The sequence below is a fragment of the Burkholderia sp. Leaf177 genome, from assembly GCF_001424345.1.
Classification (GTDB): domain Bacteria; phylum Pseudomonadota; class Gammaproteobacteria; order Burkholderiales; family Burkholderiaceae; genus Caballeronia.
Genome location: NZ_LMPF01000022.1, coordinates 45,760 through 71,773, shown reverse-complemented (window position 1 = coordinate 71,773; position 26,014 = coordinate 45,760). Strand labels below are relative to the sequence as shown.

Below are 26,014 nucleotides of genomic sequence, written 5' to 3'. Positions count from 1 at the left end.
TCGACCAGGCGTCGTCAATAGTTGCCGTTCTTGTACCTTCGAGGTCGAACGAGGACATTACCAATCCGTAGATGGACGGAAACACACCCTGTGCAGCTGAAGGCCCAATCTCTGCGATCTCTCTTTCCTCTTGACAGCAAAGGTATCGATTGGTTCCGTTGGATGAAGGGTTTAGAAGTCAGCCAGAACAGCCCACAAAAAATGGTTTCGAGTGTCAAATCCATTCCTGTAGGAGTAACGGCTTTAACTTTCGTCTACTGCAACCAAGACGTTAGTGTTCGGCGTGTCTGAGTTCTCAACGCGCATCAAAAAGGAAACCAGCTGCTATTTCGGGCTCGGGCGAACCAGCGGCGAAGCGCTCTCGCCGGCCAAGAACTGGCGCAGTTGTTTTTCAGCTTCCACCACCCGGTGCATCGGCGCCTCACTCAATTGCTTGTCGTGAAGCGCGAGCACGCGTTCGATGACGGGCGCGTCCTGCTCGCTAATTGTCCACTTGGCACTTTTTTCAGCAATTGCTAGTGCATTTTCGAACGCCGCTTCTGCGTGTTCATAGCACTCAAACGGCACCTCACCGAACCCCATGCGTTGAAGGTAGTAGGCCATATAGACCGAACGGACCAATTCGTTGATTTGATGCCGATTCGCATGGTCGCCGCGGCAGGCAACCAACGCAAGATGGTGAGCGAGCGACAACTCCCGTGCTGATTGTGCCGACATCGGCAAAAGCGCGGACTTGCTCAGTGGCTTACGAATAACACTCAGGCGGGTGGACTTACGTTTTGTTCCGGCCATATTTCGGATCGACAAGGTTTGGGAGAGATGCGGCAGCTTCTACAGACACGCAAATCACGAAATTTTGTCGAATTGCGGAACAGCGATTGGAACTGTGTGACTGCGGAAGCGATTGACTAAGCTTCGTACCGTCGTGGTCATGCGTATCTGACGCTGGTCGCCGGCAGGCAGGCAGGCGCGGCGAGTCAAGTCGAGTCGTAAGCGGGCCAATATATTCCGGCCTGTCGTTCGTTATGATCACTCGTACGTTGGTTTAGGGACAGCGTCACCGTGCTGGCGTCCGCTAGTTAGAACCGTCTCGGAGAGCCTTGGCACGACTGCCATTTGGTCGCGCCCTGGTGCCAAGATAACGGCCGCAGCGGCATAATGACGTGTCGCGTTGGCCTCCATGAACGCTTCCAGCAGATAGAATAACCAAAAGTAGCATGTACCGATACATATCGCTCTGACACCTGTCGAGCTGATCATGCAGGACAGCACCCGCTAGCCTCTTACACGTCTTAAGGCTGATAACCCGTGGCAAACAAGAGTTTTAATGAACGTGAAGCGGAGGCGCTCAAAAGGATGGCGGAAGCTGCACGCGAGGTACAGGCGGCGTCTGCTGCCATAGAAGCGCATTTCGCTAAAGCGGGTGAACGACAAGCCTCTGCGCTTGAGCTTGCCCGGTTGACCGCCGCTGTTCAAGAGCTTGAAGATGCGCGGAGAACTTTAGCGGTTGTCATCGACGCAGCAAACGCGGCGCGACGGGAAAGCGAAGCTCAGCATTGTCAAGCAATACGACCGTCGGGATCGCGATCTTTAGCTAGAAAGCGGGACGAAGGTCGCTTTGAAACGCCAGTAACGTCCCCGTCAGCTAACATCCCAAGCGCGACTAAAGCGTGCGGCGTTGACCATGCTTCACCTCTGCGATCGCCTCTCTCAAAGCTTCGATACCCGCTTCTGTAAGAGCGGTTACCGTGTTCGATTCCTCGCGATCTGGACCGAGTTTATCAACGATCTGTAGACACCCGTCTTCTGGTTCCAGATTCATGAGCGCGATTTCCTCCAACCAGGCCTCCGGTTCGCCCAGCATCACGGCAACGCACGCAATCGTATAAACATATGCTGGAGCAGCCACTACGTTTTTCTCCTAAGCCGGGTGGCTCTAGGTTGCTAGGCGCTGCCGACGTCCGAGAAGCTTGCCAAGTCAGTCGACAGCGGATTGAAACGATTTGGAAGCTCGCTGTCTTGGTTCGCACCGCTTGGCGATCCGTTGCCAACCGTTATGAGCGCGAGCGGCGTCAAAAAGGACATCGAGGTATTCGTCATGGTTCACTCGGTCGTCGCTCGGCAACCCCCTATCGGCATGCTGCAAAATCAACGCCTTTCTATCATCACGACGATGGGCGGCCGAACTGATCCGGCTCCACGCTTCGCAGGCGTATGCAAACGTCTCCCGCATACGATAGTCAATGTTGAGAATGTAATCGGTGCGAGCGCTTGCGGCTAGCCCACAAGCCACGCGTCTGGAGTTGTGAAAGACATGCGCGGCCTCGTGAACGACGAAATCGGCAAATGGGTCGGTTTCGTCGAAGTAAACCATTGACACGTAGCACCTCGTTTCTTGGCTCAAGCCGACTATATTGCAGGGCTGTCCAGATAGCGTTGGGGCCTTAACGCTCTCCAAAAATATGTTGGCCACATCCCAAGCTGTAGAGAGCCACCGTTCAGTCAGCAGAATTTTTTGTAGGTTTGATCGGGTGACGAATACAACGTTATCTGAAAGCAGGCGAATGACGGTTGCGCGTTCACTCGGGTCGAAAATACCATCCACCATAGGTTTCAGTTTTTCACTCCTCCATGCGTGGAGGTCGACAGGGAGACGCGAGACAGACTCGGAGCCTCTTGAGCGGCGCAACGTCTCTGTTAAAAGGGCGCTTCGAAGGCGCTGGGACGCACGTGTCGCTATATCAGCCAAGTTAGACCCCGGCCATCCTATGAAAAAACTGTCGTATTCGCCTGTCCGCAAATATCGTTCAACCTCGCTGTCTGTCCACTGAGGCGTGCCGATCTGCTCTAGCGCTGCTGTCTTCGCTTCCAACATACCGTTTTGCCTCCCTGAATCGAGCATGCGATAAGCGAGTCCGCGCGTCGCAGCGTACCTCGTTGGTGAGCGCATACCCTCCGGATTAATTTCCCAAAAACGCGGATTATCTAGCCGACGCGTGCTGACCCTGAGACCATAGGTGAACTTTAGATGTGGCACGATTTGGGGAGCAGGTGAGAGCTGACAACGGCTGAGTGACTTACCTAACCAGAGTCGACGTATGTTCCGAAATAACGCCCTAATCGATGCTTCGGATGGGAGCTTGTGCATGATGAACGAGCCTTTGCGAACTTGCGAGAACAATGCGTCAATCCCGGGTCACTCAAAAGGGATGCGCCCAGCGCTGCAAGATTTCGCCACTTCACCGCGGTGATCCGCGTCGTCCCGTCCCCGTGCACGGATCTAATCATGACCCGATTGCCCCTGGCACCACCCAATACCTCAGCCACACGGTCGTCGTAACGAACCAGCGTACCTCGAGCGGGCTGGCGTTTCAAATAATAGGTGCGCTTTCGCATGAGCCGCATGCTGTGATCTCGTCTGGAACGGTATGATTTTGCATCGGAGGGACATTCGTCAAGCATCATTTTTCGGAGCAGGGCATGCGCAGGTTCTACGTACGACGGTCAGCTATTCACGGGCGCGGGGTATTCGCCTCGGCGGTCATGACGCGTGGCGACTATTTGCTTGAATACAAGGGCGAGGTACTGTCTGAACGCGAAGCAAATCGACGGTTTGCGCGATCAGAAGCGGAAGCGGGGCACACTTTCTTTTTCGGGATCGGCGATGGCCGCGTGATCGACGGTGCTGTTGCCGGCAACTCCGCGCGCTGGATTAATCACAGCTGCGCACCGAACTGCGAGGCCGAGCAGGACAACGACCGCGTCTATATCCGTGCGATCAAAAAGATCAAAGTTGGCGACGAAATTTTCATTGATTATCGTCTGGATGCTGGAAGCCGACCCAGCAAAGCACTGAAAGCAACCTACGCATGCCGGTGCGGTGCGAAGAATTGCCGGTCCACAATGCTGTATGTAAAATGAATGGGAGTTCGATGCAAGGGATTCTGATTACGCGCGTCTGCTCCAGCTGTTTCTTGGATTGTTGTGAAAATGCTTGCAAAGCTAGTAGAGAGCATATTGGCATCTTACGTCAGGTTTCCTGCACGCAATTGCGTGCTCGTCTGGAAAAGCTTTACGGCAATCAGTGAACACCACTATCGGTTTAAACCAATCTCACTGTAGCAGTCACTCCGATCATTTTGCATCCGCTGCTCATTTGCTTCTTACGGACTAGAAATGAGCGTTACCATGTTCGTTGAGGATTCGTCGTCTCAAGTCTCAATTGCGGATTCTTGCTTGTGCTGACTTTAGAGCGTATCAATATTCAAGTCTTATTGATCGAAGCGTACGTGTCGCGGAAAAAGGGGGCAAGGCAGTTCATCGCAACGCCTGTGCTCGCCATTAGCTCCGAATGATTTTGGGTTACTAAAGACTAGCGTTTTCTCGGTCTTGGCCGAAGTTGACGGAGCGCAAGCACTGTCATCAAGAGCCTTCAGAGGCAGGGGTAGTAGGTGAAGACCAGCAAAAAAGATAGTGGTATGACCGACATAGTCACGGATGCGCTTCCTGCGGATCACGATCGGTTTATGGGAGCATATGCTGTCGCAATGTATCCAGATGCTCCGAGTCATCTTCGCCCAACGGCTCGAGATGGCGATTGCACGCAGGACACTTCTCCTCGACGGAATCGAGCACATAGTCCTCACGCGGCAGGTGTTCCAACAAAGGCTGGTGAGTCGACCTTGTTGTTCTGTTGAAGCGCTAGGTGGATCACTGCGAACGTTGGCATCCGCTATACCTTCTTCCGCCACTAAATCCTCGAGGCGCGCTTCGAGCCGTCCGATTTGCCAGTCCAGATTCTCCGACTTACGGCCGAATTGTACGCGGTTGAGCTTGGCAATTTGCAGCTTCAGATGTTCGATCTCAAAAGTACGAATGCTCAAGCTCTGCTGGAGGGCAGCGATCGTCTGACGCAGTTACTGTTCGATAGTTACTGCATTCAGCGAACCATGCTTCATGGACCGAGAAAATGCTTATTGATGTTGATCCTTCCCTTTTTTAGGTTGTGTATCGACTTGCAAGGCAATAAAGTGATGTCGAGAATTCGAAACATGACCGCGCCTGTACACCCGCGCAGTGTTCAACAATTTCAAGTTTGATGTTTTACTGCCGATAACTAATGAGTGAACCTGACATTCGTTTTTTTCCTGTGACGGACGCTGCGTGTGGCCATACTCCGTTAATCGAAAGGACTTCGCAGTACGTCACGTTTTTGTCGATGCAACATAAGGTGCGATTTAAGCGACCAGATGTCTGAAAGCGGGCATAGCGCAGCAATTACCTGTTGTTCATTGAGGATTCTTTCAGTGCGTAATACGTGCCACTTCTATTTCTTTTAGATCTGGTTAATCATCTAAAGAATTGCGTCATGAAACGTTTGCCCACGATACCCGCAGCAACCGGTCAAATGCATACTTGATATTCTAAATAAGGCATTGAGAGACGAAAATGCACCAAGACAAAAGGTCGCTCTACTACGTCGGACGAGCGCTGCTGTTGTCATTGCAGGCGAGCCTTAGCGAGCGTTCGTGGCAAGTCGAGGTGCTCGAACCAGGCGCGGTGCCAAGAAGGAGGCGGGGGCAACTCTCGGCGGGAATCCTCGACTTCTCATCGCTTGAGTTTTCGGCGGATCTTCGTTACCTTCACGAACTTCTGGCAAGCTCGCTCACGGGATGGGTTGCGGTGGGCTATCGGGAAGACCTCGAAGACGCTACCGCGCGCGGGTTGATTCGCGACTATTGTTTCGACTACATCACGCTGCCAACATCGGATGACCGCGTGGTCGATGCCGTCGGCTGTGCGTTCGGCATGGTGGCGTTGCAGGTGAACACGGCAGACGATGCGCGCGACGGACATCTGGAAGGCGAAATGGTCGGATCGTGCGATGCCATGCTTGGCCTGTTCCGCTCGATCCGAAAGGTTGCAATGACCGACGCCCCGGTTTTCATCTCGGGCGAATCGGGCACGGGCAAGGAACTGACGGCCGTTGCCATTCATGAACGTTCGACGCGTCGAGACCAGCCTTTTGTTGCGATCAACTGCGGCGCGATTCCCGCACATCTCTTGCAATCGGAATTGTTCGGCTACGAGCGCGGTGCTTTCACCGGCGCGAATCAACGCAAGATTGGACGCGTGGAAGCGGCGAACGGTGGCACGCTTTTCCTTGATGAAATCGGCGACCTGCCGCTCGAAAGCCAGGCGAGCCTGCTGCGTTTCCTGCAGGAACGCAAGGTCGAGCGGCTTGGCGGACATGCGTCAACGCCCGTGGACGTGCGCATCATTTCGGCCACGCACGTCGACATGCAGACGGCGATGATCGAAGGACGCTTTCGTGCCGACCTTTACCACCGCTTGTGCGTGCTGCAACTCGATGAACCGCCGCTGCGTGCGCGCGGTAAGGACATTGAATTGCTAGCGAAGCACATGCTCCATCGCTTCAAGAAGGACGCAAGTCGGAAAGTGCGCGGTTTTGCGCCTGACGCGATCGCCGCGTTCCATAACTATGGCTGGCCTGGCAATGTGCGCGAGCTGATCAACCGGATTCGTCGCGCGATCGTGATGTCCGAAGGACAGCAGATCAGCGCAAGCGATCTCGAACTCGCCGATTATGTGAAAGTTGCGCCAGTCTCGCTCGCGCAGGCGCGCGAATCTGCGGAACGGCAGGCGATCGAACTGGCCCTTTTGCGTCATCGTGGACGTCTCGGGGATGCTGCGCAGGAGCTGGGCATCTCACGGGTGACGCTGTATCGTTTGCTGACAGCACACGGTTTGCGCGCGGACGTAAGCGACGCGCCGCTGACCGGTGCGCGGCCAACTGCTAACACTTCGCATTAAATTATTTTGCTTTGAAAATTGGGCGCATGGGCGTCTGCCGTCCCTTGAGGTGGTTCTAGGTGGGTATAACGCTGCTTTTGTAGCGTCACGCTTTAAACCAAAAGGGCTCTACTTGGCATTTGTGCGATCCCCTCTTAGCGGCGTTTAGCTGAACAACCGGCGGCGACCGCAGCCGGAACAATATAGTCAAGCGTACTGAAGCACTCGCGAATCATAGCGGGGGCGTTTTTCTATCTCGGTCCGTTAAAGGAAGGTTGGAAATCGCCGTTATATCGTGGGAGAGATCGTGTGGGTCAGGCCTTGCAGCGAGTTAAAAAAAATTAAGCCGCGCGGCACAACGATAATGAGAGGATCAAATTGATCAACGAGGGTACGCCGACGTTTCAGAACGTAGAAGCGGGCGAGGTGATTTACCAAGAGGGGTACGTGGGAAACGCATGCATCTATGTCATCGCTGAAGGTAGAGTTAAGATCACAACCAAGCGCGATGGGATGGGAGCAGTCGTAGTCGACGTCCTGGGAAAAGACGATTACTTCGGCGAAGGTGCGCTTCTCGTGTCGAAGGCGCGCGGGTCGACGGCTCGAGCCTTGTCTTTTTGTCGGCTGTTGGTCATCGATCCCCAAACGCTTAATGACGAGCTTGATCGCGTATCGCCGGTGCTTCGTTATCTAACGCGGTATTTAATTCGCAAAAATAACCGCACCGAACACCATTACTCGATGGACGGTCGGGGTGGTGCTCAATCCGACATTGTTTCGTATTCGCACATCTTAAGCTTGATGGCGCAGCCTGAACAACATGATGTCGAAGACGTTCAGAACGTAAGCGTTAGTATTGAGGACTTCCTGCGGCAATGTCAGGGCATCACCGGGCACGCAGAAATGCGAATTATGGCTATGCTGAGATGCATGCAAACGCTCGGGCTTGTGCATGTTAAATCCGGAAACGATTTAATCTATCAGGATGCGCCTACTCTAACGAGCGACGCTGGCGTGCGGCAAGCGCTCGTGTTCAGTCATTTGCATATCGTTGAGCACGCACGACGTTGGGTTGAGTACTACCTGAATGGCCACACTCCGAAAGAAACAAACTGTGCGGAGTTGACCGCTGCTGACACGTTGATCAACCTTGAAAGGGTACTGCTGAGCGAAAAGCTGTTGCAAGGCGACATCCCTGGTTTGACCGCACCAAGAATAACGGGGCAGCGCGCAGACCAGATCGAATCCGTTGCCGATCTATTGCTGATTGACGACCTTACCCTTTTTGATACTGTAAGGGCGACTGACGCCTATGACCTCGCAAAGATGTTGGTCTCATCCAGGCACCGTGCAGTTTCGGACCGCCTGCTGTCTGTGATGAGTCGGGCCAAGCAACTGGAAGTATCCCGAATAATACAAGGTGAGATCGTAGTCGAAGCCAACGATGGTGCAGATATCCAGCTTCAATTTATTCGCTTGCTGAAACTGTTGAAATCCCGACGCGTTGATTCTTCAATGAGGGTTGCCACTTAGGCGAGAAGCGCGATCGCAACCCTAACAAAATCTCTAGACTTGTTTTCTCTCAGTTGTCCGCGCCTCTCAGTTCGGCTAACACGTTTCGTTGTGGAAAATGCACGCCGTTTTTCTGTGGTCCTTTTGCTGCCGGTGGGTATATTCCCCGGCCCTTAGCATTCACTAAGTCGAGTGTGCTTCGTCGTCGAATCTTGCTTGGGCGAGTCGAAGAGGCCATGAGCAACTCAGAAGCCGGTGAATCACTTCAAACGGACCGTCGGCATTATGGACTACGGGGATGATCCGTAGGCGCATCTTTAGACTCGAGTCATGGCGCTGCATCCAAGGTGGTGTGTGTAGCGTTACAACAAGAGAGCTTTTGACTGCATATCCTACTTGCGAAAGGCCGTGACGGGCATCGATGATGCGAGCGTCGACGTCGTCTGTTTACCGGGAATCAGGGACGTCCGGTTACGTGCGCGTGTCGTGTTCTTTCAGCTTGATTATCGCAACATTAACGCCCCCGTATTGAGCTAAGCATTCCTTAAGGGAGCCTCAAGCATCGTACGTCGGCGCACTGTCTATTGCGCTGCTTCAACATCCCTGATCCGATCAACTTGCGTGACGTCTATCAGATGGTCTTTTTCCGGACAACCAGAGGATTGTCCCGGATTTTTAATTGTCGGGTCTGATCGGCGATAAGCGATTGATGTATCAAACGCATTAACGTCACGAAGTTTTTAAATAACCATGAGCATTTTTTCTGAGTGTTGATCCAATGCTTCCAGTTAATCGATTTGACGGCAGGCGCGCATGCCGGTCAGCTGAGAATACCCAATTGCCATTTCAGGAGACAAAAATGAAAAGACGGATAAAGTAATACGGCGCATTAGTCGCCGCCGGATCGATGGTCGCTCTGCTGCTCGCCGCGTGCGGTGGCTCGGACAACGGCGACGGTTCGACGCCCCATCTGATAACCAACATTGCGGTGCCCAATTCAGCAAGCCCTGCGTTCAGTTTCGACATCAGCTACGCAGACCAAGGCAAATACTTCTTGGCCGACCGGAACAACAAGGCCATAGATGTTGTGGATACGACCACGAACAAGCTCATCGCACAGATACCGGGCGGTTTCGCTGGCAATGGCGCAACAACCACGGATTCCGGGCCGGATGGCCTGATTGGCTTGCCTGGGACAAGCACGCTGTATGCGGGTGACGTCAATGGCGTAAAGGTTTTCAATACTTCTAGTCAGACTCTTACTAAGTCCATCCCGATCGCGATCACGGGTAATCGCACCGATGAAGGGTGCTTGGATCCGGACGACCACCTCGTTGCAGTAGCGAATCCGGCAGACACGCCACCATTCCTTACGTTCATCAACACGGATACGCAGGCTGTCGTGTCGAAGCTGAACTTCAACGGTTCGTCGGGCCTCGAGGCGTGCGAGTACGACGCCGGTACGAAGAGCTTCCTGATCAACAACGATGGTACCGCAGTCAATCCGGACGGCGAGCTTGACGTCATTCCCTTGAGCTCGGTGACCGCGGGACAACCAGCTGTGACCAAAGCTTTTCCCCTCGGCGCGTGCGCACCATCCGGACTTGCATTCGGACCGAATCAGGATGTCATGGTGGGCTGCGATCCTGGCGCCGGCGATCCGCTGATAACACTGATCCTCGACCGCACGAGTGGCGCCGTGCTGGCCAAATTACCGTTCGGCGGCGTGGACCAGATCGCCTATGACAAAACATTGAACCGCTATTTCTTGCCCGCGCGACATTGGGTGACGAACGGCACGGCGGCGGCATCGGGATTTACCCCGGAGATGGCAATTGTAGATGGCACGAGTCGGACGATCGTCGCTCAGGTCGCTGTTGGCACAGGTGCACATTCGGTCGCGGTCGATGGTCCGTCAGGACAGGTCTATGTGCCGTTCCAAGCGGGCAGCGCGGCGTTCCCGAACGGCGGTATCTCAGTGTTCTCTGTGCATTGAATGTAACGTGGGTGCGTCGCCTCGCGCTGTATGTGGGCGACGCACTTGACCTGACCCGATCCGTCACGCAAGTACCGGCAGGCGAGCGTGATTAGCGATCTTGCTGAAATAGCTTTGTCCTTGATGCGATCCGCATCTAATTGTTAGCGGTCGGATCGCGCTGGCCCGATGAGCACAGCGGCTTGCAGCCCACGGTCTTATTTCCAAACCGAGTGTCGGTGAATCCTGCGGCTGAACGACTCGGCTTCTTCGAGTTTTGAACAGTCCGTTTGATATTGCGGATTCAACTCAGAAGGCAGTCTTCTCTTTTAAAAACAGCTTCAGCAACGCCGGTAGCAGCAACAGCACAAGCGGCATCTGGATGATCAGCCCCGAGATGATCGCAATCGCGAGCGGCTGTTGCATGGCCGAGCCCTGGCCGAGTGCAAACGCAAGCGGCAGCAGCGCAAGGATTGCTGCGATCGTTGTCATGGCGATCGGGCGCAAACGGTTTCCGCCTGCCGTCACGATGGCGTAACTCAGGGACATACCTTCCTTGAGTAATCCCTGCAGCTCCGAGACATAAAAAATCGCAACCTCGGTCACGATGCCGATGATCATCGTCATCCCCATCATGGCCGAGATATTCAAATCGATGCCTGTCAGCCACAAGCCGATGAACACCGCGCCCGCCGCAAGCAGAGGCATGGCGAGCACGCAGAGCGCAATCACGAAACGCTCGTAGAGAAATAGAAGCAGGGCGAACACCAGCGCCACGGCAGCGCTGAACACGGTCATCAGACCCTTGAACGCGGTCTGTTGCTGCTGATAAAGCCCGCCCAGTTCGTAATACACGCCAGCGGGCAATAGTTGTTTGCCATCGAGCAGCTTTTGCACGTCGGCGACGGTCGAGCCCAGATCACGTCCATCGATACGAGCCGTCACCGCGACCATGCGCTTGAGGTTGTCGCGGCTGATCTCGGGCTGACCTGTGACCACCACTTGCTTGGCCACGCGCGACAGCGCGAAGAGATGACCATCGGGCGCACGGATCTGTAGCTGGCCGAGCGCGGTATCGGTCATGTGCAGAGCACCCGCCACGCGCACGCGGATACCAATGGTCTTCGGTCCAACCTGGTATTGCGTTGCCAGGTTTCCTTCCACCATGTCCGACACAGCCTGCGCAATGCTCTGGATGTCCATGCCCTCGGCGGCCGCAGCTTCGGGCAGGATATGCAATTCCAGCGCGTCCCCAGCCGGATTGATGCCGTCGTTGACGTCCACGATCCCCTGTACTTTGCCGATGGCCGTGGAGACCTTCCTGGCCGTGGCGTCAAGCGTAGTCTGGTCATCGGAAAAGATCTTGATCTGCACTGGCTGAGGCACGGCGGTGAGATCGCCGATCAGGTCGTCCATGAGTTGCGCCAGTTCAAACGAAACGCCGGGAACGTGTGATTCGATGGACGTACGAATCTCTTCCATGACCGTATCAATAGGCTCCCGCTTGCCCGGCTTCAGCTTTACGAAGAAATCGCCCTTGTTGGGTTCCTGCAGGTCGCCGCCAAGCCCGGCGCCGGTCCGTCGCGAGTAAGTTGCAACGTTGGGGTTCGCGCTGATGATTGTCTCGACCTGTTTTATCAGCCGGTCCGACTCGGTGATCGAGGTTCCGGGTTCAGTGTGATAGTCCAGCACGAATCCGCCTTCATCCATGGACGGCATAAAACCGCTGCCGACCCGCGTAAAGGCCAATGCAGCCACAACCACAAGCGGGATCAATCCGGCGAGAACAAACAAAGGGCGCGTCGTCACGCGTTTCACGAGCTTGTCGTATCGCAGCTTTATCCACCGTGAAAAAAGGGTTTCGCGATGTTCTTCCGCGTCTTTTGCCGTGAGCCAGTGATCGCATAGTATCGGCACGGCAAGCCAAGTGACGAGGAAAGAAATGAACAGGGCGCTTGCCATGGTGACCGAGAGCGCCTTGAAAAATGCTCCGGTTACGCCCGACAAAAACGCGAGCGGAACAAAAATGATCAGCGTAGCCGACGACGATCCGGCGAGCGGGCGCGTGAACTCCGTCGCGGCGGCCATCACGCGGCCCTGGAACGGCCGTCCGCCGCCTTCGCGCATCCGCCGCACGATATGCTCGATCATCACAATCGCGTCGTCGATCACGAGCCCAACCGCCGCCGCCATTCCACCGAGCGTCATGATGTTGAAGCCCATGCCGAAAACGTCGAGCAACAGGATGGTCGACGCCATCACGACCGGTACGAGGGCCACCGCGATGACCGTGATCTTCCAGTTGCGCAGGGAGGCGAACAGCGTGAGCGCTGCCAGCACCACGCCGATCAGGATTGCATCGCGCACGCTGGTTGCCGAGGCCACTACGAGTTCACTCTGGTCGTACCAGTTTGCCAGCTTGACACCGGACGGCATCTGTTGCCGAAATGACCGAAGACGGGCGCGGACTGCGGCGGCCATCGCAACGCTGTTCGCCCCGGGCTGCTGATAGATGTTTAGCAGAACTGCATCATGGCCGTCCGCGGTCACGCGCAACCATTGCGGCAACGTGCCCTGCGTGACGGATGCAATCTCACCGAGACGGATCTGGCTGGCGCCGGGGCTCGACACGACCACATTGCGCAACGCGTCCACACTTGCGACGGTCGAGGTTGCAATGACGAGATATAGCTTGTCGTGGTCCTCGATACGGCCGGTCGCCATCAGCACGTTGCTCGCGCCTATCGCCCGGGCGACGTCCGCCGCGGATAACTTGTAGACTGCCAGCCGCGCCGGATCGATGGCGACTTCGAGTTCGTCTTGCGCACCACCTGTGACTTCCACGCGCGCGACGCCCTCAATCGACGACAACATCGGACGCATCTGGAATTGCGCCAGGTCGTGCAACACGGTCAGCGACTGCTGGGGCGAGGTCAGGCTGTATGCCAGCACCGGGAACACGGTTGGGTCCATCCTGCGAACCTGCATCGAGGTGCCCGGGGGCAGCGTCGCAAGGATTTCACTGATCGCCGATTGCGCCTGCAGGGTTGCCTGGGCCATATCCGTCCCCCAGTCGAAGTTGATTGAGATTTCGGCTGCGCCGCGACTCGTTTTCGATGTGACATCGCGCACGTTGGGCACGCGTCGCAATGCTTCTTCTACTGGCGTGGTGACTAGCGTGGTCATCTGTTCGGCGGGACGGTCGCCGGCATCGAGTGAAACCACCGCGCGCGGAAACGCAACGTTGGGAAAGAGCGAGGTGGGCAACTGCAACCCCGTCAACGTGCCCGCAATAGCCACGAGGGCGATCACGAACAGCAGCGAACGCCTGTGAGCTTGCATCCAGGAGCCAAACGTCATTGGGCGGCGCCCCCGGCAATGTGGACGTTCATGCCGTCCTTCAACTCATAATTGCCGCTCACAACGAGCGGCATTGTGGCGTCGAGTGCGCCGTCAACGCCGTATCGATCGCCGTTTTCAATCACCGTCGCGACGTTGATCCGGTGCGCCTTGTTGTTTCTCGCGAGTTGGTAGACGTACGTGTGTTTGTCGTCCTTCAGCACGGCAGCGCGCGGAACGATCCAGTGGACGCCCGTGCGGGTCGCGATATCGGCGGAAACCTTCGTTCCCGGGATCAGCGGCGTACCGTTGACCGGCACGGCCGCGCCGATATCGAGCAACTGCGTCTGGGTATCGATGGCCGCGCCAACCAGCACCACGCGGCCGGTCACGGCGGTGTCCGCGAGGGAAGCTGACAGGGGATGCAGCGTCACGGCGTCGCCGGCACGGACCCACGTGGCGCCGGATGGCTCTACGCCGAGTGTGACGTTCGAACGCATTGCGTCCCGGCTATTCGATGCCGCCAGTTGCAAAACGGGCGCGCCCGCTGCAACCTGCTCGCCTTGCCCGGCGGTGACCTGGATGACAACACCGTCCACCGGTGACTTCACGGTCGCATTGCCATTGCCAATGCCCGTGCCCATCTGCGCGGCGAGCGCTTGCCGGGCGTCGTCTAGTGCTTTTCTTGCAATGGCCAGTTGCGAGGTGGTGGCAAGCGATTGGTCGTACAACGCTTGCGTGCGCGCGAGTTCACCCTGGGCGAGTGTCGCGGCGCTTTTCGCCTGCGTGGCCGCAAGTGTGGCAGCAGGATCGGCCTGCACCACGAAAAGCGGATCGCCGCGCGTCACTTTTTCTCCTGCCTGGACGCGAAGCTGCACGATCCGCGCGACGTAAGAAACGCTGACTGACGTTAGATTCGCTGTCGTGGCGGCAACGACGCCGTAGCCGCGAACTGGCTGGGCAATCGGGCCTCGCTGCACCGGGACGGTCTGCACCTGTACGGTAACGTCATCAGCGTGCGCACCGAGTGACACGCCGAGCGCGCAAATCAGAGCCCGCCGGATGGCGAAAGAAATTGTCTGCATGAGAGCGCTCACGAATGATCGTTTGAGAATGCGTCGGGAATGGCGCCGCCCAGCAGCGCCTGGAGGCCAATGCGCTGCTCGGTCAGGGATTCGCGCAATGTGGCGATATCGACTTGCTTCGTTATGGCAGCGGCTTGCGCGTCGGTGTAAGCGCTGAGCGCTAAGTTGTGTTCGGCGAAGGCCGCGCTTGCGTTACGCGCTATGTGCTCGACATCCGGCAATGCAGCTTCGGCCTCTGCGAGCTGGCGGGAAAGGATCTCGCCATCGGCGCGGAGGTGGTCCGCGTCTGCGAACGCCTGGTTAAGGCGCACCTGATATTCGTCCTTCATCCGTTGCCGGGTGCTTTGCTCGATCGCCACATTGCCGCGATTGCGATTGAAGATGGGCAGGCTCAGGTTGATCTGGAAGCCGGTTGTGTAGATGTTCGAGGTGTCGCGCGCCCGGTTGAAGCCGACCGTTAGCGTCGGAAACTGGCTCATGATTGCCGCGCGGTACTTTTGTTCCTGCGCGTCGTAGCCCGCGCGCAGCGCGAGCAGGTCGGGCCGGCGTTGTGGCAAAGCCTCCAGCGCCTCGTCGAGGGTCGAGACGGTGAGGGTGGTGTCGTTATAGTCTCCCACGAGGTGCAGATGCACCGTCTGCGACAACCCCAGCAGCGCGTTCAGGTCGTGGTGGATCTGTTCGGCTGCACGTTCAGCGTCCGTAAAAATTTTTCTTGCATCGGAGTAAGAGGTAAGCGCTGCCGTCAGCGTGTCCTCGGTCAGGTTTGCTTCGCGCTGTGCGGCAGCCATGCGTTCATAACGCATGCGGGACAGGTCGCGTTGCTGCCGGAGAAGGGGCAGCGTGCTCTGTGCAAAACGTGCTTTGACAAATAATTGGCGTGCTTGCGCCACGACCTGCCACTCTTGCCATAGCAGGCCAAGATCCGTCTTCGCCACGGTGGCATCGGCGGACTGCTTGTTGGCGCTGCGCGTGAGGATTGCAAGCACATCCATGCTCAGCCCATAGTTGAATGCGCGTGTTGCACCTGCCGCGCCCGGATAATCGCTGGAAACAGCCAGTTGCGGGTCGGGCAGCAAGCCTGCCGCGAATGCTTGCGCTCGGACAATTCCCAAGTCGTCGCGTGCAAGCTTCAGATCGGGGTTGTTGGCGACTGCAAGCATTGCGACTTCGCCGATGTCAAGACCGTCAGATGGATCGAAGGTATGCGTAGCAAGCTCCGGGAGCGGCATACTGGCGGGATCAATACGGATCCGCTCGACGTTGTCTTGACTAGTCGAGGTGTTGACAGGTTTTAGAGGATCCGCGTGATACCACGTACAAGCCGCGAATGACGCCACGACCACGGCAGATCCGCACAGGCACAACAATCGAAGCACAAACATGAAAATAGATTGCCAAGTTAGATCTGGATACAGAAGAACAACGGGCCGTGACGGCGCGACGGCGCGTCGACGAGTCAACGGACCGAGTCTACGAATCGCGTGCTTAAGGAACGCTTAACTTAAAAGTTTGGACAATGCGTGCCTTAAAAGAAGAAGCTTGATGCGTTCTCTACTGGTTGAGGACGACAACATGAGTGCCGAGTTGCTTACTCCAAGCGCCTAGCATTTCAACTTAGCCACGGCTTTCATTGGATTACAAATAAACTCGTTTTATTCGTCGACGAAAAACCTAAACGTAAACATTAGGAATACGAGGGAATATGTAACCAATCCTTCATGAGTGACTGTTACCTTGGCGCGGCCGGTGAAAGTTCCGGTAAGAATTATTCGAGGGTTCATCCAACCCGAATATCACATTCAAGGAGACGATCCATGAAACGCGCCGCAAGAAAGTCCAGCACACGAACCCTTCTCGCCACCATGCTCATGGCAGTGGCAAGCATGAATGCAAACGCTCGCGACAACGATTCTCCCAAACGCGTTTTATTGATCAGCGTGGATGGAATGCATGAGCAGGATGTCGCGCGTTGCGTGGGCGCGAACACTTGTCCGAACCTGGCTCTCCTCGCCAAGTCGGGCGTGACTTATACGAACGCGCATACGCCGGGATTGTCCGATTCATTCCCAGGCTTGGCCGCTCTCGTAACGGGCGGCTCGCCCAAGACTGCCGGGCTATTTTATGACGTGTCCTACGATCGCACGCTCTACGCGCCAGGCGATCCGACCTGCTCGGGCAAGCAAGGATGGAATGTGGTCTTCGACGAAACCACGGGTATAGACGGAGAAAATGGCGGCGCTCTGGTTCATCTGGATGGAGGCGGAGCGTTCAATCCGCAAGCAATCCCACACGCGATGGTCAAGGGCGTGTGCACGCCGGTTTATCCGCACGATTACATCAAGACGAACACCGTATTCGAAGTCATCAAGGAACATAAACGCGACGCACGGACAGCATGGGCGGATAAACATGCATGGGGTTACGACTGGCTCAATGGTCCGTCGGGATTGGGCGTGGATGATCTTGCTCGGACCGAAATCAATTCCATCGATCCGGCAACAAAAACTAACTACACCGATATTTATTCGCACACAGAAAAGTTTGACGACTTTCATGTGACGGCGTTGATCAATCAAATCGACGGCAGGGATTCAACGGGGACAACCCGCGAAAAAGTCCCGACGCTGTTCGGCACCAATTTTCAGACTTTGAGCGTCGCCCAGAAAGCGACGGTTGCGACCGGTGGCGGTTATCTCGACGCGAGCTTCACGCCGGGCCCGCAGGTTGCGGCCGCGATCGGATACGTTGACGACTCGCTCGGGCGCGTTGTCAACGAGCTCAAGCAGCGAAACCTGTATTCGTCGACCATGATCATAGTGACTGCGAAACACGGCCAGTCACCAACCGATCACACGAAGCTCGTAAAAAACGGCGACACCGTTACCGCGCTGCTTGAGGCCAACAATTTCATCGATGCCAACGGCAACTNCCAGTCACCAACCGATCACACGAAGCTCGTAAAAAACGGCGACACCGTTACCGCGCTGCTTGAGGCCAACAATTTCATCGATGCCAACGGCAACTTCGGCCAGAATGCCACCAAGACAGGAAACCTCAACGACGGCAGCGGCCTTTCCGGAACCGGATTCGTGCAAAGCGACGACGTCAGTCTCATCTGGTTGCGCGATCAGCGTCAGACTGCCGCCGCCGTCAAGACACTGCGCGCAAACCTGAGCTGCAACGCGCCCGGCATCTGCGCCGACGGACCGCAAGCCTACATCGTCTCGGGTGAGCGCATGGAAAACGCATTCGGCGATCCGGCGCGCGGCCGCACGCCGGACATTATCGTGCAACCGAATCCTGGTGTGATCTATACATCTAGCAAAACCAAGGATGAAGAGCACGGCGGCAACGCACCCGACGACGGTCATCTCGGCCTTGTCGTGTCCTACGCCGGGTTGCGCCACGCAAGTACGGTCACGTTGCCCGTCACCACCACTCAGGTCGCTCCGACGATCCTGCAGTCGCTTGGTATTGATCCGGACTTGCTGCAATCGGTAGCGCGCGAAGGTACGCGCGTGCTGCCGGGCTTTGATATCGATCGCTAACCGGATCGCTAATCGATAAGTACCTCGCAGTTGCATTCCACTCGCGGACTGTGAGGTACTCGCTATTTCCCCACTCGTACTGCTCAGTACATCAAAGAGGTGTTTCCATGTCCCGTCAATTCGACTGGCCGGTCCTTCGCAGGCCCGTCCAGTTTCTCTTTGCCGTCTCGATTATCGCTAGCGCTGCTTCCAACGCATTCGCCGATGAGCATGCGCGCGGATTCATTCCAGGTAATCTGGTAGTGAGCCGGAGCGTCTATACTAACCAGTCGGCAACTGTGATACCGGGCACGGTGCTTCCGCCCGGTTGCCAACAGACCACCGCGGGATGCAGCGGCCCAAGCGGCGCTACGAACGACGGTACCTACCCGTATGTCTGGAACAATGTCCTCTACGATCCGAGCTTCGGCATTTCGTCGAAGATATTTTTGGACCAATTGACGGCCGGGGGTTTGCCGATCAGCAGTTTGGCTGTTCCTTACACAACAGAACCGTTCGCAAAGGGCGATCACCTCGCAACAAGCTTCAGCTCGAAATCAGAGATCGCGCTGCACCTCACGCCCGATGGCAAGACGTTGACCTTCATGGGTTATGTCGCACCGATTAATCAAATCGACGTATCCAACTCTAATACGCCGGGTGCGGCCGATCCGACCAATCCTGACGGCCAAGCGTTTTATCGTGCGGTTGCAACCGTGGATAGCGAAGGACATTTTAGCTTCACCGAGACGAATGCATATAGCGGCAACAACGGTCGCTCTGCTGTGCTGATCGAACAAAATAACAAGCGCTTTTTCTTTACCACCGGCAACGCGGGCAACGGCAGCAATCCGCAGCCCACGGGCGTGGTTTTGGGTGCGGGTGCGCAGTTTATCGTCCAGTCCAACGTGCCTGAGGCGCGCCAGACTCCTGCCGCGCCCACGCCGCTTGCTAGCTTCTCGGTAACCAAGCTTGGCGTGCCGGCGGACAAGATCGGCAAGGACGATAACTTTCGTGGTCTCACCGTGTTCAACAATGTCGTCTACATGACGAAAGGAAGCGGCAGCAACGGCGTCAACACCGTGTATTTCGTTGATACGACCGGCAACGCATGTCCGAACGGCACAGGCGTGCCCGCGCTGCACGCGAAGCTGCCGGACGCGCAGCTGGCTTTCGATGCGGCGACGTTGCAGAGCAGCGGCCTGCCATCGAACATGTGCATTCTCGCGGGATTTCCTTCCACTTCGAACAAGGTGACACCGGCTACCACGTTCCCCTTCGGATTGTGGTTCGCCGATGCCAATACGCTTTATGTGGCGGATGAAGGCGACGGTTACACCGGCGGCGCCGACCTTTTCACGCATGCCGCAGCCCAGAAGAGCGCGGGCTTGCAGAAATGGGTATTTAATCCGGGGAGCCGCACGTGGAATATGGCTTATACGCTGGCCGATGGCCTTGCACTCGGAGAGCCGTACTCAGTGCACGGTTACCCGATGGGCAGCAATTCCGCGACCGGACTACCCTGGACGCCTGCGACTGACGGGCTGCGCAATATTATGGGTCACGTAGACCACAATGGCATTGTCACGGTGTGGGCGACCACTTCCACGGTCAGCGGCAATGGTGATACGGGTGCCGATCCGAACCGCCTCGTTGCCGTGCAAGACGCACTGAAAGATAAAACCGCGGCGAAGCATTCGCGCTTTGTGACGTTGCGATCGGCCGGTTTTGGGGAAGTGCTGCGTGGCGTGTCGTTCACGCCAGGTACGGAGCTCGAAACTTACGACCACGACAACAATCACGGCCGCAACTAAAAGCGGTTCGGGCAGGCGAGTAGATTGAGACGCCACTTCCCTGCCCGATAACCGTGAGCTCAAATTTCCCCACGCATTAATGTTATGCGCGAAGCGCTCGATTTTGCAGGAGCTTGAACGTTTCGCGGCACACGTCGCATATGCAAGAGGCTTGAACCCATTCAAGCTTTTCGAACAGACTATCGGAGGTATGGCCCAAGCGCGGCGTGTGGCATCCGATATGTCGTAAAAAATTAGCACGTGCTAATAGACGGGCTATTCGAGTTGTCTGTCGTTAATCAGAATTGCGTCCCCGTTACGCGCTACAACGTACGTGTCGACGCATCGACGTCGGATCGCTGGCGTTCGCACCACTGCGTAGGAGGAAAGAAAAGCTAAAACATCAGGGTTCCTAATAAAAGACTAGATCCAGACTACCTAGACGCAGTATATAAGTTATATGACAATCAAGACTTAGCGTAGCCATTCATATCAATTTCAATCACATGACGTCTGGTCGAATAATTCTGTGGACCTGCGCACGTCTGCCCTGCCTTTTCAATGCGTGAGTTCCATAACAAATGGTTACTATAAGAATATTTTATTATCCTAAATAAGTTCCAAATAGCACATTTGCGCTTGCATAGTTGTTGTCAAGCAGGGCGATCATGTGTGCATTGTAATTGGCAGAGTTGGTTCGCTATATTCACCTAGTAGGAGATTTTAAAAATTGCCCCTATGCGTCTCAGCTTTTGCTGAGTCTAGACCTGCGCAGCCGGGCTATTTCAAAACCGATCGTTTCTATAAGAACTTTTATCATTAATAAGTACAACTATTAATCGGAGACGTTGTTATGAGAAGTTTTAAAATAAAGCTAAAGCTCGCGGCTGTGCCATTGGTTCTGCTCGGTACAAGCGGCTGGTTATTACCTGAGCATGCTATGGCGCAGGCGCTGCCATCCGAATCTCAAGCCCAGCAAATACAGCTATTAAAGCGACAAATGGAGGCGCTTTCCCGGAAGCTGGACGAGCTATCCGCACAGCAATTGCAGACACCCGCCTCACCGCCTGCGCAGGCTGCACCTGCGCATGCACTCGCTGCCACGGGACCAGGTATCACCAAGGAAAGCATCAGCTCAGCCACTGGCGCGGGCGCGGCAGCAAACGCGCAAACATCGTCGGACGATGGGTCCTCGTCGTGGGGCGCTAGCATGCCACCGCGTCTGAGATCGTTGCTAGCAGCGCTCGGCAACATTGAGTTCTACGGGAATCTCGATCTCTCGGTTGACTACGTAACGAAGGGCATCAAAAGCGAATACACAACGCCTGGGGGAGATCGCGTCTTTCCCGCAGGACATCTTAGCTGGCAACCCGATATATCATCGAATATCTCGTACGTAGGTTTGCGGGGCAAGCTGCCTTTTGGGGCGAGCAAAGATTTAGCGTTCATTTACCAGCTTGAAACTCAACTCGATATTTCCGCGACATCGGGTACCAGCAACTCAAACTCGGCGCAGGACTCAAGTGTCAAGGGTGCTTTGACGTCTCGCAACAGTTATATCGGAGTGGCGTCGACATCGTGGGGCGCGCTCAAGATCGGCAAGACCGATGCACCATATAAGAACTCCACTCAACGCATGAACCCTTTCTACGGAACACTGGGTGATTACTCGGCGATCATGGGGAACACCGGTGGTGACAATCGTGTGGAGTTCGGAACTCGCCTCGATCATGCGCTCTGGTTCGAGTCGCCAACGTTCCACGGCTGGAGTTTTAATGCACTGTTTTCCCCGGGTCAGAATCGCGGATACGAGAACTCGGTGCAGGCGTCGGGAGAATCGAATTGTACGGGCGGCAATGTTCCAGGCAGTGGAGGCAATCCGATAGCCTGTAACGACGGCAGTTACGGCAATGCGTATAGCGCAAACATTGCATATACGAACGGTCCGCTGTACTTTACGACTGCCTACGAGCTCCATGAGGGGGTTAATCGTTCGAGCGATGTGCTTAACAGCGCGGCAGCGAAGGCATCACCCGATGGTACTGACCCCAACGATATTGGCAACGAATGGGCCCTTAAATTCGGTGCGCAGTATGTATTACCTACAAAAACCACGCTAAGTGCAATCTACGAAGTGTTGCGCCGAAACGTGCCTGCGTATTTGCAGATTCAGAACGAGCGTAGCCGAAACGGGTTCTGGCTCGCCGTCACGCAGGAATTTACTCCAAAGGACAATGTTAGTGTCGGCTGGGCGCACGCCAACCGTACGCCGGGGGATCCTGGTCAGCACAATACGGCACCGGCTGACCCGAATGCCATTGGCGTCGCCAACCCTAGCAACGGAGCCAACATGCTGACCGCGCTATACAAGCATGCCGTCGATAAACACACGACCGTCTATGCAGACTACGCCGTAACGATCAATCAGTCCGCAGCGCATTACGATCTCGGAGCGGGCGGACGGACCGTGGCGACTGATTGTCATGATGGCAGCTCCATCGCGAACGGCGCACCTTTTTGTTATGCGGGCGGACGGGTGATGGGCGTTTCGGTTGGGCTCGACTATAAGTTCTAAATTTGCAAGCGAAAACGCTTTATTGGGCGTTTTCCCATTGCATTACGTCATATTGTTGTCTTGAGCTTGATGATAGCGGCCAATGCGACAGGACCGATCGCAGCATTTTCGTTTCATCACTTCGCGGCGTATGTATTGTTCCCTGTTAATCGAATTGCCGGACTTGTGGTTCAACACGCGGAGTTTTGCGTACAGGACCTTCATGACGTAGACGATGAGTAGTTGGCCCCATGCGATTAACGGCTTCGAAAGCTACTTCGCAAAGGCAGAGAGACACCTGAATGGAGTGAAAGTAATGGTGAGTCTTGTTCGCAGAAAGTGAGGTTTTGTAATCACGTGGCTCGAACCCGTGTATTGGGTTAAGCACGCTGACTGGTCGCGGCTCGTGCAGGGGGGCGCTATTTACCACGCAATTGGGAAGTACATGTCAAACGAGCGCAAACTCGACGATATCGAACGTTGGAAGGCAGCACAACGCACACAGGATCCATCTGGTTGCAGGCAGCAGCGTGCAGGTCATCTCGATTCCCGTCAAACCGTTGCAATCCACTGATTCGCGCGGCAGCGCAAATGGCCCGGAATCCTAGGTTGTCATCCGATCGCTGGGCAACTTACTTGCTGTCACCTCATGTCAACATACAGTTTCGGCAAACGCAGTCACCGAGCACCTACGCAGGTGCATGGCGTGGCATTACAACTTGATGGATCGAAAATCTAATATTCCATGTGCGAAGGACACCGCTTTTTCTTGTCACTAAGTCTTAACTAAGTATCCGGCTGCAGGTTGTTCGATTGAGATATACGAGGACAAACACACATGCGGCAGAATTTTTTGACGATACCGTCTGCGTATAACAGGCTCGCGCGTTCGTCCATTTGGTAACCGTGTTGCTTCTCGTGGGGCAGTTTGGGATCGCATGGCATGTGTCGGTTGGCATCTGATATTGATGCTGGTGGGCATGCGAATCGGATGGCGGTTCACCCATCGGCCGCCTCAAAAGATTGCCAAGCATTCCCTGTCTACCCGCGGCGGTTGCGCGCTTCACACACGGGGCGCTTTATTCTTTGCTGATCGCCCTTCAGCTGATGGGCGGGCGCACCGCTTTATCCGTAGGTTGGCACAGCTTTCTGAAAATCGTAATGCCGTTACCTGTGTTGGCGCAGAAAGGATAACTAGTCGGACATCCGCTCGGCGACTGTCAGTTGGTTTTTGCCTGCGTTCAGCTCGCGCTTGTAGGCTTGCATGCAGCGGCTGAGCCTTTTCACCATTTTGTGCTACGCGATGCCACGCTTCGGCGCATGCTACCTGCATCGCGTCATAGCGTATAGAAGGCTGCCAAACGCGGGATGAGAAATACTTGCGTTCGCACTCAAGTGCGATCAAAGGGTTATTGCGTTTCGGTGCACACGTGAAGGTTACTCAATGCTGTCACTTCCATCCACAAATATCTCGTCGTCAATGCAGTATGCTTCACGAACGACAGAGCGTTTACTTTGAAACCGCACAACCCATTGCGGAAAGCGTCCATTGCTACCGTGGCGTAGCGGTGGCCGGCAGCGGACCAACTCAGCGGCTGCTTGCCGCTTGTACCAGATGCGTTCCGGACGAATCCACGTTCGTCGCTATAGCGAAACGACGGATCGAACGCGCCCGCGAAGGAGAGATAAGCGTTCAACTGAGCTCTTTCTTGACCCGATGTCGGCAACTTCTAGCTTTCGGTTTGGTGAAAGTCGTAATTTCCCGCTAAGTTAGTACAGCCATTGTTCAAGTATCCTGCCATCGGCAACGGCACGTCTCAGAGCCGGTGGCGCCTTACGTGTTAACTAACTCGGCCCGACGCCACACGTTTGTATGGCATCAATAAGTCATGCTGAATAGCGTGGAGACAATCCCTTTCGTATTACCTCAAGCAAACATGTCATCGGTAAAACCCGGAGTGTTCATGAAAACGCTTTTTCTGCAAGCGCCTTCGTATGATGGTTTCGATGGCGGAGCCGGATCACGCTATCAGGCCAAGCGGGAAGTACGATCATTCTGGTATCCCACGTGGCTTGCGCAGCCCGCAGCGCTGGTACCGGACAGCCGCGTACTCGATGCGCCCGCCGACGGTTTGTCGGTAGCAGACACGCTTGAAATTGCGGCCGGCTATGAACTCGTTGTCATTCATACCAGCACGCCCTCGTTCCCCACTGACGCGCTTTTTGCCGAAGACCTGAAAAAGAAGAACCCGACTGTAGTGATCGGCATGGTGGGTGCGAAGGTCGCAGTCGATCCGCATAATTCGCTGGCGGCGAGCGATGCTATCGACTTCGTGTGCCGGGAAGAATTCGATTTCACTTGCCGCGATGTTGCGCAGGGGATTCCCTTGGCCAATATCCAGGGCTTGAGCTATCGCGCAGCGGATGGTTCGCTTGAACACAACGAAGCACGCCCGATACTGGAAAACATGGACGAACTGCCGTTCGTCGCGCCGATCTATAAACGCGATCTGAAAATCAAAAATTATTTCATTGGATATTTGAAGCATCCGTATGTATCAATCTATACCGGTCGCGGCTGCCGGTCCAAATGCACGTTCTGTCTGTGGCCGCAAACCGTTGGCGGGCACCGTTACCGCACACGGTCGGTTGATAACGTGCTGGAAGAGGTGAAATGGATTCGCGACAACATGCCTGAAGTGAAGGAGATAATGTTCGACGACGATACTTTCACCGACTTCAAGCCGCGCGTTGAAGAGATCGCGCGGGGGCTCGGCAAGCTCGGCGTGACATGGTCGTGCAACGCAAAAGCGAACGTCCCTTTTTCCACGCTGAAGATCATGAAGGAGAATGGTCTTCGCCTCTTACTAGTGGGTTATGAATCGGGCGATGACCAGATTCTTCTCAACATCAAGAAAGGATTGCGCACGGATATCGCGAGGCGGTTCAGTGAGGACAGTCGCAAGCTCGGCATCAAAATCCATGGCACGTTCATCCTCGGCCTGCCAGGCGAGACGCGCGACACAATCGAAAAGACCATCGAGTACGCGAAGCAAATCAATCCGCATACCATCCAGGTGTCGCTTGCCGCGCCATACCCGGGCACGACGCTTTATAAGCAAGCAATAGAAAACGGCTGGATGCAGGAAAACAAGGTCATTAATCTCGTCAGTTCGAAGGGTGTTCAGCTTGCGGCGATTGGCTATCCGCATCTGTCGCGCGATGAGATTTATCACGGGCTTGAGACTTTCTATAAGCGCTTCTATTTCCGTCCGTCGAAGATTTGGGAAATCGTGCGGGAAATGCTCATGAGCTGGGAAATGATGAGTCGGCGATTGCGCGAAGGCGTTGAGTTCTTCAGCTTCCTCAGAGCCCACAAAGCATGAGGGTTCGTGTACCCCGGCTCGGCATTGGGC

At 55.5% G+C, this 26,014-nt stretch carries 15 protein-coding genes and 2 pseudogenes; 9 read left to right on the top strand and 8 right to left on the bottom strand.

Annotation, left to right across the window (positions count from 1 at the left end):
* Positions 1–324 precede the first annotated feature (324 nt).
* The 3 genes from ASG35_RS19205 to ASG35_RS19195 all read right to left on the bottom strand — a co-directional run bounded on the left by ASG35_RS19205 (position 325) and on the right by ASG35_RS19195 (position 2,875).
* A complete protein-coding gene (locus ASG35_RS19205; protein ID WP_235527617.1) occupies positions 325–792 on the bottom strand; it encodes a hypothetical protein in 468 nt (155 codons plus the stop codon).
* An 871-nt stretch (positions 793–1,663) separates the two neighbouring features.
* A complete protein-coding gene (locus ASG35_RS19200; RefSeq protein ID WP_056361119.1) occupies positions 1,664–1,909 on the bottom strand; it encodes a hypothetical protein in 246 nt (81 codons plus the stop codon).
* Between the two features lie 69 nt (positions 1,910–1,978).
* Positions 1,979–2,875, bottom strand: a complete 897-nt coding sequence (locus ASG35_RS19195; protein ID WP_056362099.1) for a hypothetical protein — start codon at positions 2,873–2,875, stop codon at positions 1,979–1,981.
* Positions 2,876–3,480: 605 nt separating this feature from the next.
* Here ASG35_RS19195 and ASG35_RS19190 point away from each other — a divergent pair.
* Positions 3,481–3,921 (top strand): SET domain-containing protein, encoded by a 441-nt coding sequence (locus ASG35_RS19190; protein WP_056361116.1) that lies wholly within the window; start codon positions 3,481–3,483, stop codon positions 3,919–3,921.
* Positions 3,922–4,271: 350 nt separating this feature from the next.
* Here ASG35_RS19190 and ASG35_RS32775 read toward each other — a convergent pair whose 3' ends face one another.
* Positions 4,272–4,883 (bottom strand): hypothetical protein, encoded by a 612-nt coding sequence (locus ASG35_RS32775; RefSeq protein WP_162244422.1) that lies wholly within the window; start codon positions 4,881–4,883, stop codon positions 4,272–4,274.
* Positions 4,884–5,448: 565 nt separating this feature from the next.
* Between ASG35_RS32775 and ASG35_RS19180 the strand changes: the two genes are divergently transcribed.
* The 3 genes from ASG35_RS19180 (at position 5,449) to ASG35_RS19170 (ending at position 10,321) form a co-directional block, all read left to right on the top strand.
* A complete protein-coding gene (locus ASG35_RS19180) occupies positions 5,449–6,834 on the top strand; it encodes a sigma-54 dependent transcriptional regulator (RefSeq protein WP_056361110.1) in 1,386 nt (461 codons plus the stop codon).
* A 357-nt stretch (positions 6,835–7,191) separates the two neighbouring features.
* On the top strand, positions 7,192–8,346 hold the full coding sequence (locus ASG35_RS19175) for a cyclic nucleotide-binding domain-containing protein (RefSeq protein ID WP_056361106.1): 1,155 nt from the start codon (positions 7,192–7,194) through the stop codon (positions 8,344–8,346).
* Positions 8,347–9,232: 886 nt separating this feature from the next.
* Positions 9,233–10,321, top strand: coding sequence for a hypothetical protein (locus tag ASG35_RS19170; RefSeq protein WP_156393259.1), 1,089 nt, complete (start codon positions 9,233–9,235; stop codon positions 10,319–10,321).
* A gap of 288 nt (positions 10,322–10,609) precedes the next feature.
* Here the strand turns inward: ASG35_RS19170 and ASG35_RS19165 are convergent, their stop codons facing one another.
* From ASG35_RS19165 to ASG35_RS19155, 3 genes are read right to left on the bottom strand one after another with little or no spacing between them, the layout of a single operon-like run.
* Entirely contained in the window at positions 10,610–13,660 is a 3,051-nt protein-coding gene (locus ASG35_RS19165; protein WP_056361103.1) for an efflux RND transporter permease subunit, read from the bottom strand.
* Entirely contained in the window at positions 13,657–14,724 is a 1,068-nt protein-coding gene (locus ASG35_RS19160) for an efflux RND transporter periplasmic adaptor subunit (protein ID WP_056361100.1), read from the bottom strand. Before ASG35_RS19160 ends, ASG35_RS19165 begins: the two co-directional genes overlap by 4 nt.
* 8 nt (positions 14,725–14,732) lie before the next feature.
* Positions 14,733–16,184, bottom strand: a complete 1,452-nt coding sequence (locus ASG35_RS19155; RefSeq protein WP_235527616.1) for a TolC family protein — start codon at positions 16,182–16,184, stop codon at positions 14,733–14,735.
* A 354-nt stretch (positions 16,185–16,538) separates the two neighbouring features.
* On the opposite strand from ASG35_RS19155, the pseudogene ASG35_RS32190 reads away from it, so the two are divergent.
* The 4 genes and pseudogenes from ASG35_RS32190 to ASG35_RS19140 all read left to right on the top strand — a co-directional run.
* Positions 16,539–17,652, top strand: a pseudogene (locus tag ASG35_RS32190) (alkaline phosphatase family protein); the annotation flags it as partial.
* 1 nt (position 17,653) lies between these two features.
* Positions 17,654–18,272, top strand: a pseudogene (locus ASG35_RS32185) (alkaline phosphatase family protein); the annotation flags it as partial.
* Between the two features lie 107 nt (positions 18,273–18,379).
* Positions 18,380–20,065: a hypothetical protein gene (locus ASG35_RS19145; protein ID WP_056361091.1), complete on the top strand. Its 1,686-nt coding sequence runs from the start codon at positions 18,380–18,382 to the stop codon at positions 20,063–20,065.
* A gap of 832 nt (positions 20,066–20,897) precedes the next feature.
* Positions 20,898–22,619, top strand: coding sequence for a porin (locus ASG35_RS19140; RefSeq protein WP_235527614.1), 1,722 nt, complete (start codon positions 20,898–20,900; stop codon positions 22,617–22,619).
* 1,388 nt (positions 22,620–24,007) lie between these two features.
* Here the strand turns inward: ASG35_RS19140 and ASG35_RS31805 are convergent.
* On the bottom strand, positions 24,008–24,295 hold the full coding sequence (locus ASG35_RS31805; protein ID WP_056361087.1) for a hypothetical protein: 288 nt from the start codon (positions 24,293–24,295) through the stop codon (positions 24,008–24,010).
* Positions 24,296–24,535: 240 nt separating this feature from the next.
* Here ASG35_RS31805 and hpnJ point away from each other — a divergent pair, with 240 nt between their 5' ends.
* On the top strand, positions 24,536–25,984 hold the full coding sequence (hpnJ, locus tag ASG35_RS19130; RefSeq protein ID WP_327019652.1) for a hopanoid biosynthesis associated radical SAM protein HpnJ: 1,449 nt from the start codon (positions 24,536–24,538) through the stop codon (positions 25,982–25,984).
* The last annotated feature ends 30 nt before the right edge of the window (positions 25,985–26,014 follow it).

What these genes read in the sequence shown, in the direction of transcription:
- ASG35_RS19205 (WP_235527617.1), bottom strand. Translation starts at nt 792, where the DNA reads ATGGCCGGAACAAAACGTAAGTCCACCCGCCTGAGTGTTATTCGTAAG.
- ASG35_RS19195 (WP_056362099.1), bottom strand. Translation starts at nt 2,875, where the DNA reads ATGTTGGAAGCGAAGACAGCAGCGCTAGAGCAGATCGGCACGCCTCAG.
- ASG35_RS19190 (WP_056361116.1), top strand. Translation starts at nt 3,481, where the DNA reads ATGCGCAGGTTCTACGTACGACGGTCAGCTATTCACGGGCGCGGGGTA.
- ASG35_RS19180 (WP_056361110.1), top strand. Translation starts at nt 5,449, where the DNA reads ATGCACCAAGACAAAAGGTCGCTCTACTACGTCGGACGAGCGCTGCTG.
- ASG35_RS19170 (WP_156393259.1), top strand. Translation starts at nt 9,233, where the DNA reads ATGGTCGCTCTGCTGCTCGCCGCGTGCGGTGGCTCGGACAACGGCGAC.
- ASG35_RS19165 (WP_056361103.1), bottom strand. Translation starts at nt 13,660, where the DNA reads ATGACGTTTGGCTCCTGGATGCAAGCTCACAGGCGTTCGCTGCTGTTC.
- ASG35_RS19160 (WP_056361100.1), bottom strand. Translation starts at nt 14,724, where the DNA reads ATGCAGACAATTTCTTTCGCCATCCGGCGGGCTCTGATTTGCGCGCTC.
- ASG35_RS19145 (WP_056361091.1), top strand. Translation starts at nt 18,380, where the DNA reads ATGTCCCGTCAATTCGACTGGCCGGTCCTTCGCAGGCCCGTCCAGTTT.
- ASG35_RS19140 (WP_235527614.1), top strand. Translation starts at nt 20,898, where the DNA reads ATGAGAAGTTTTAAAATAAAGCTAAAGCTCGCGGCTGTGCCATTGGTT.
- hpnJ (WP_327019652.1), top strand. Translation starts at nt 24,536, where the DNA reads ATGTCATCGGTAAAACCCGGAGTGTTCATGAAAACGCTTTTTCTGCAA.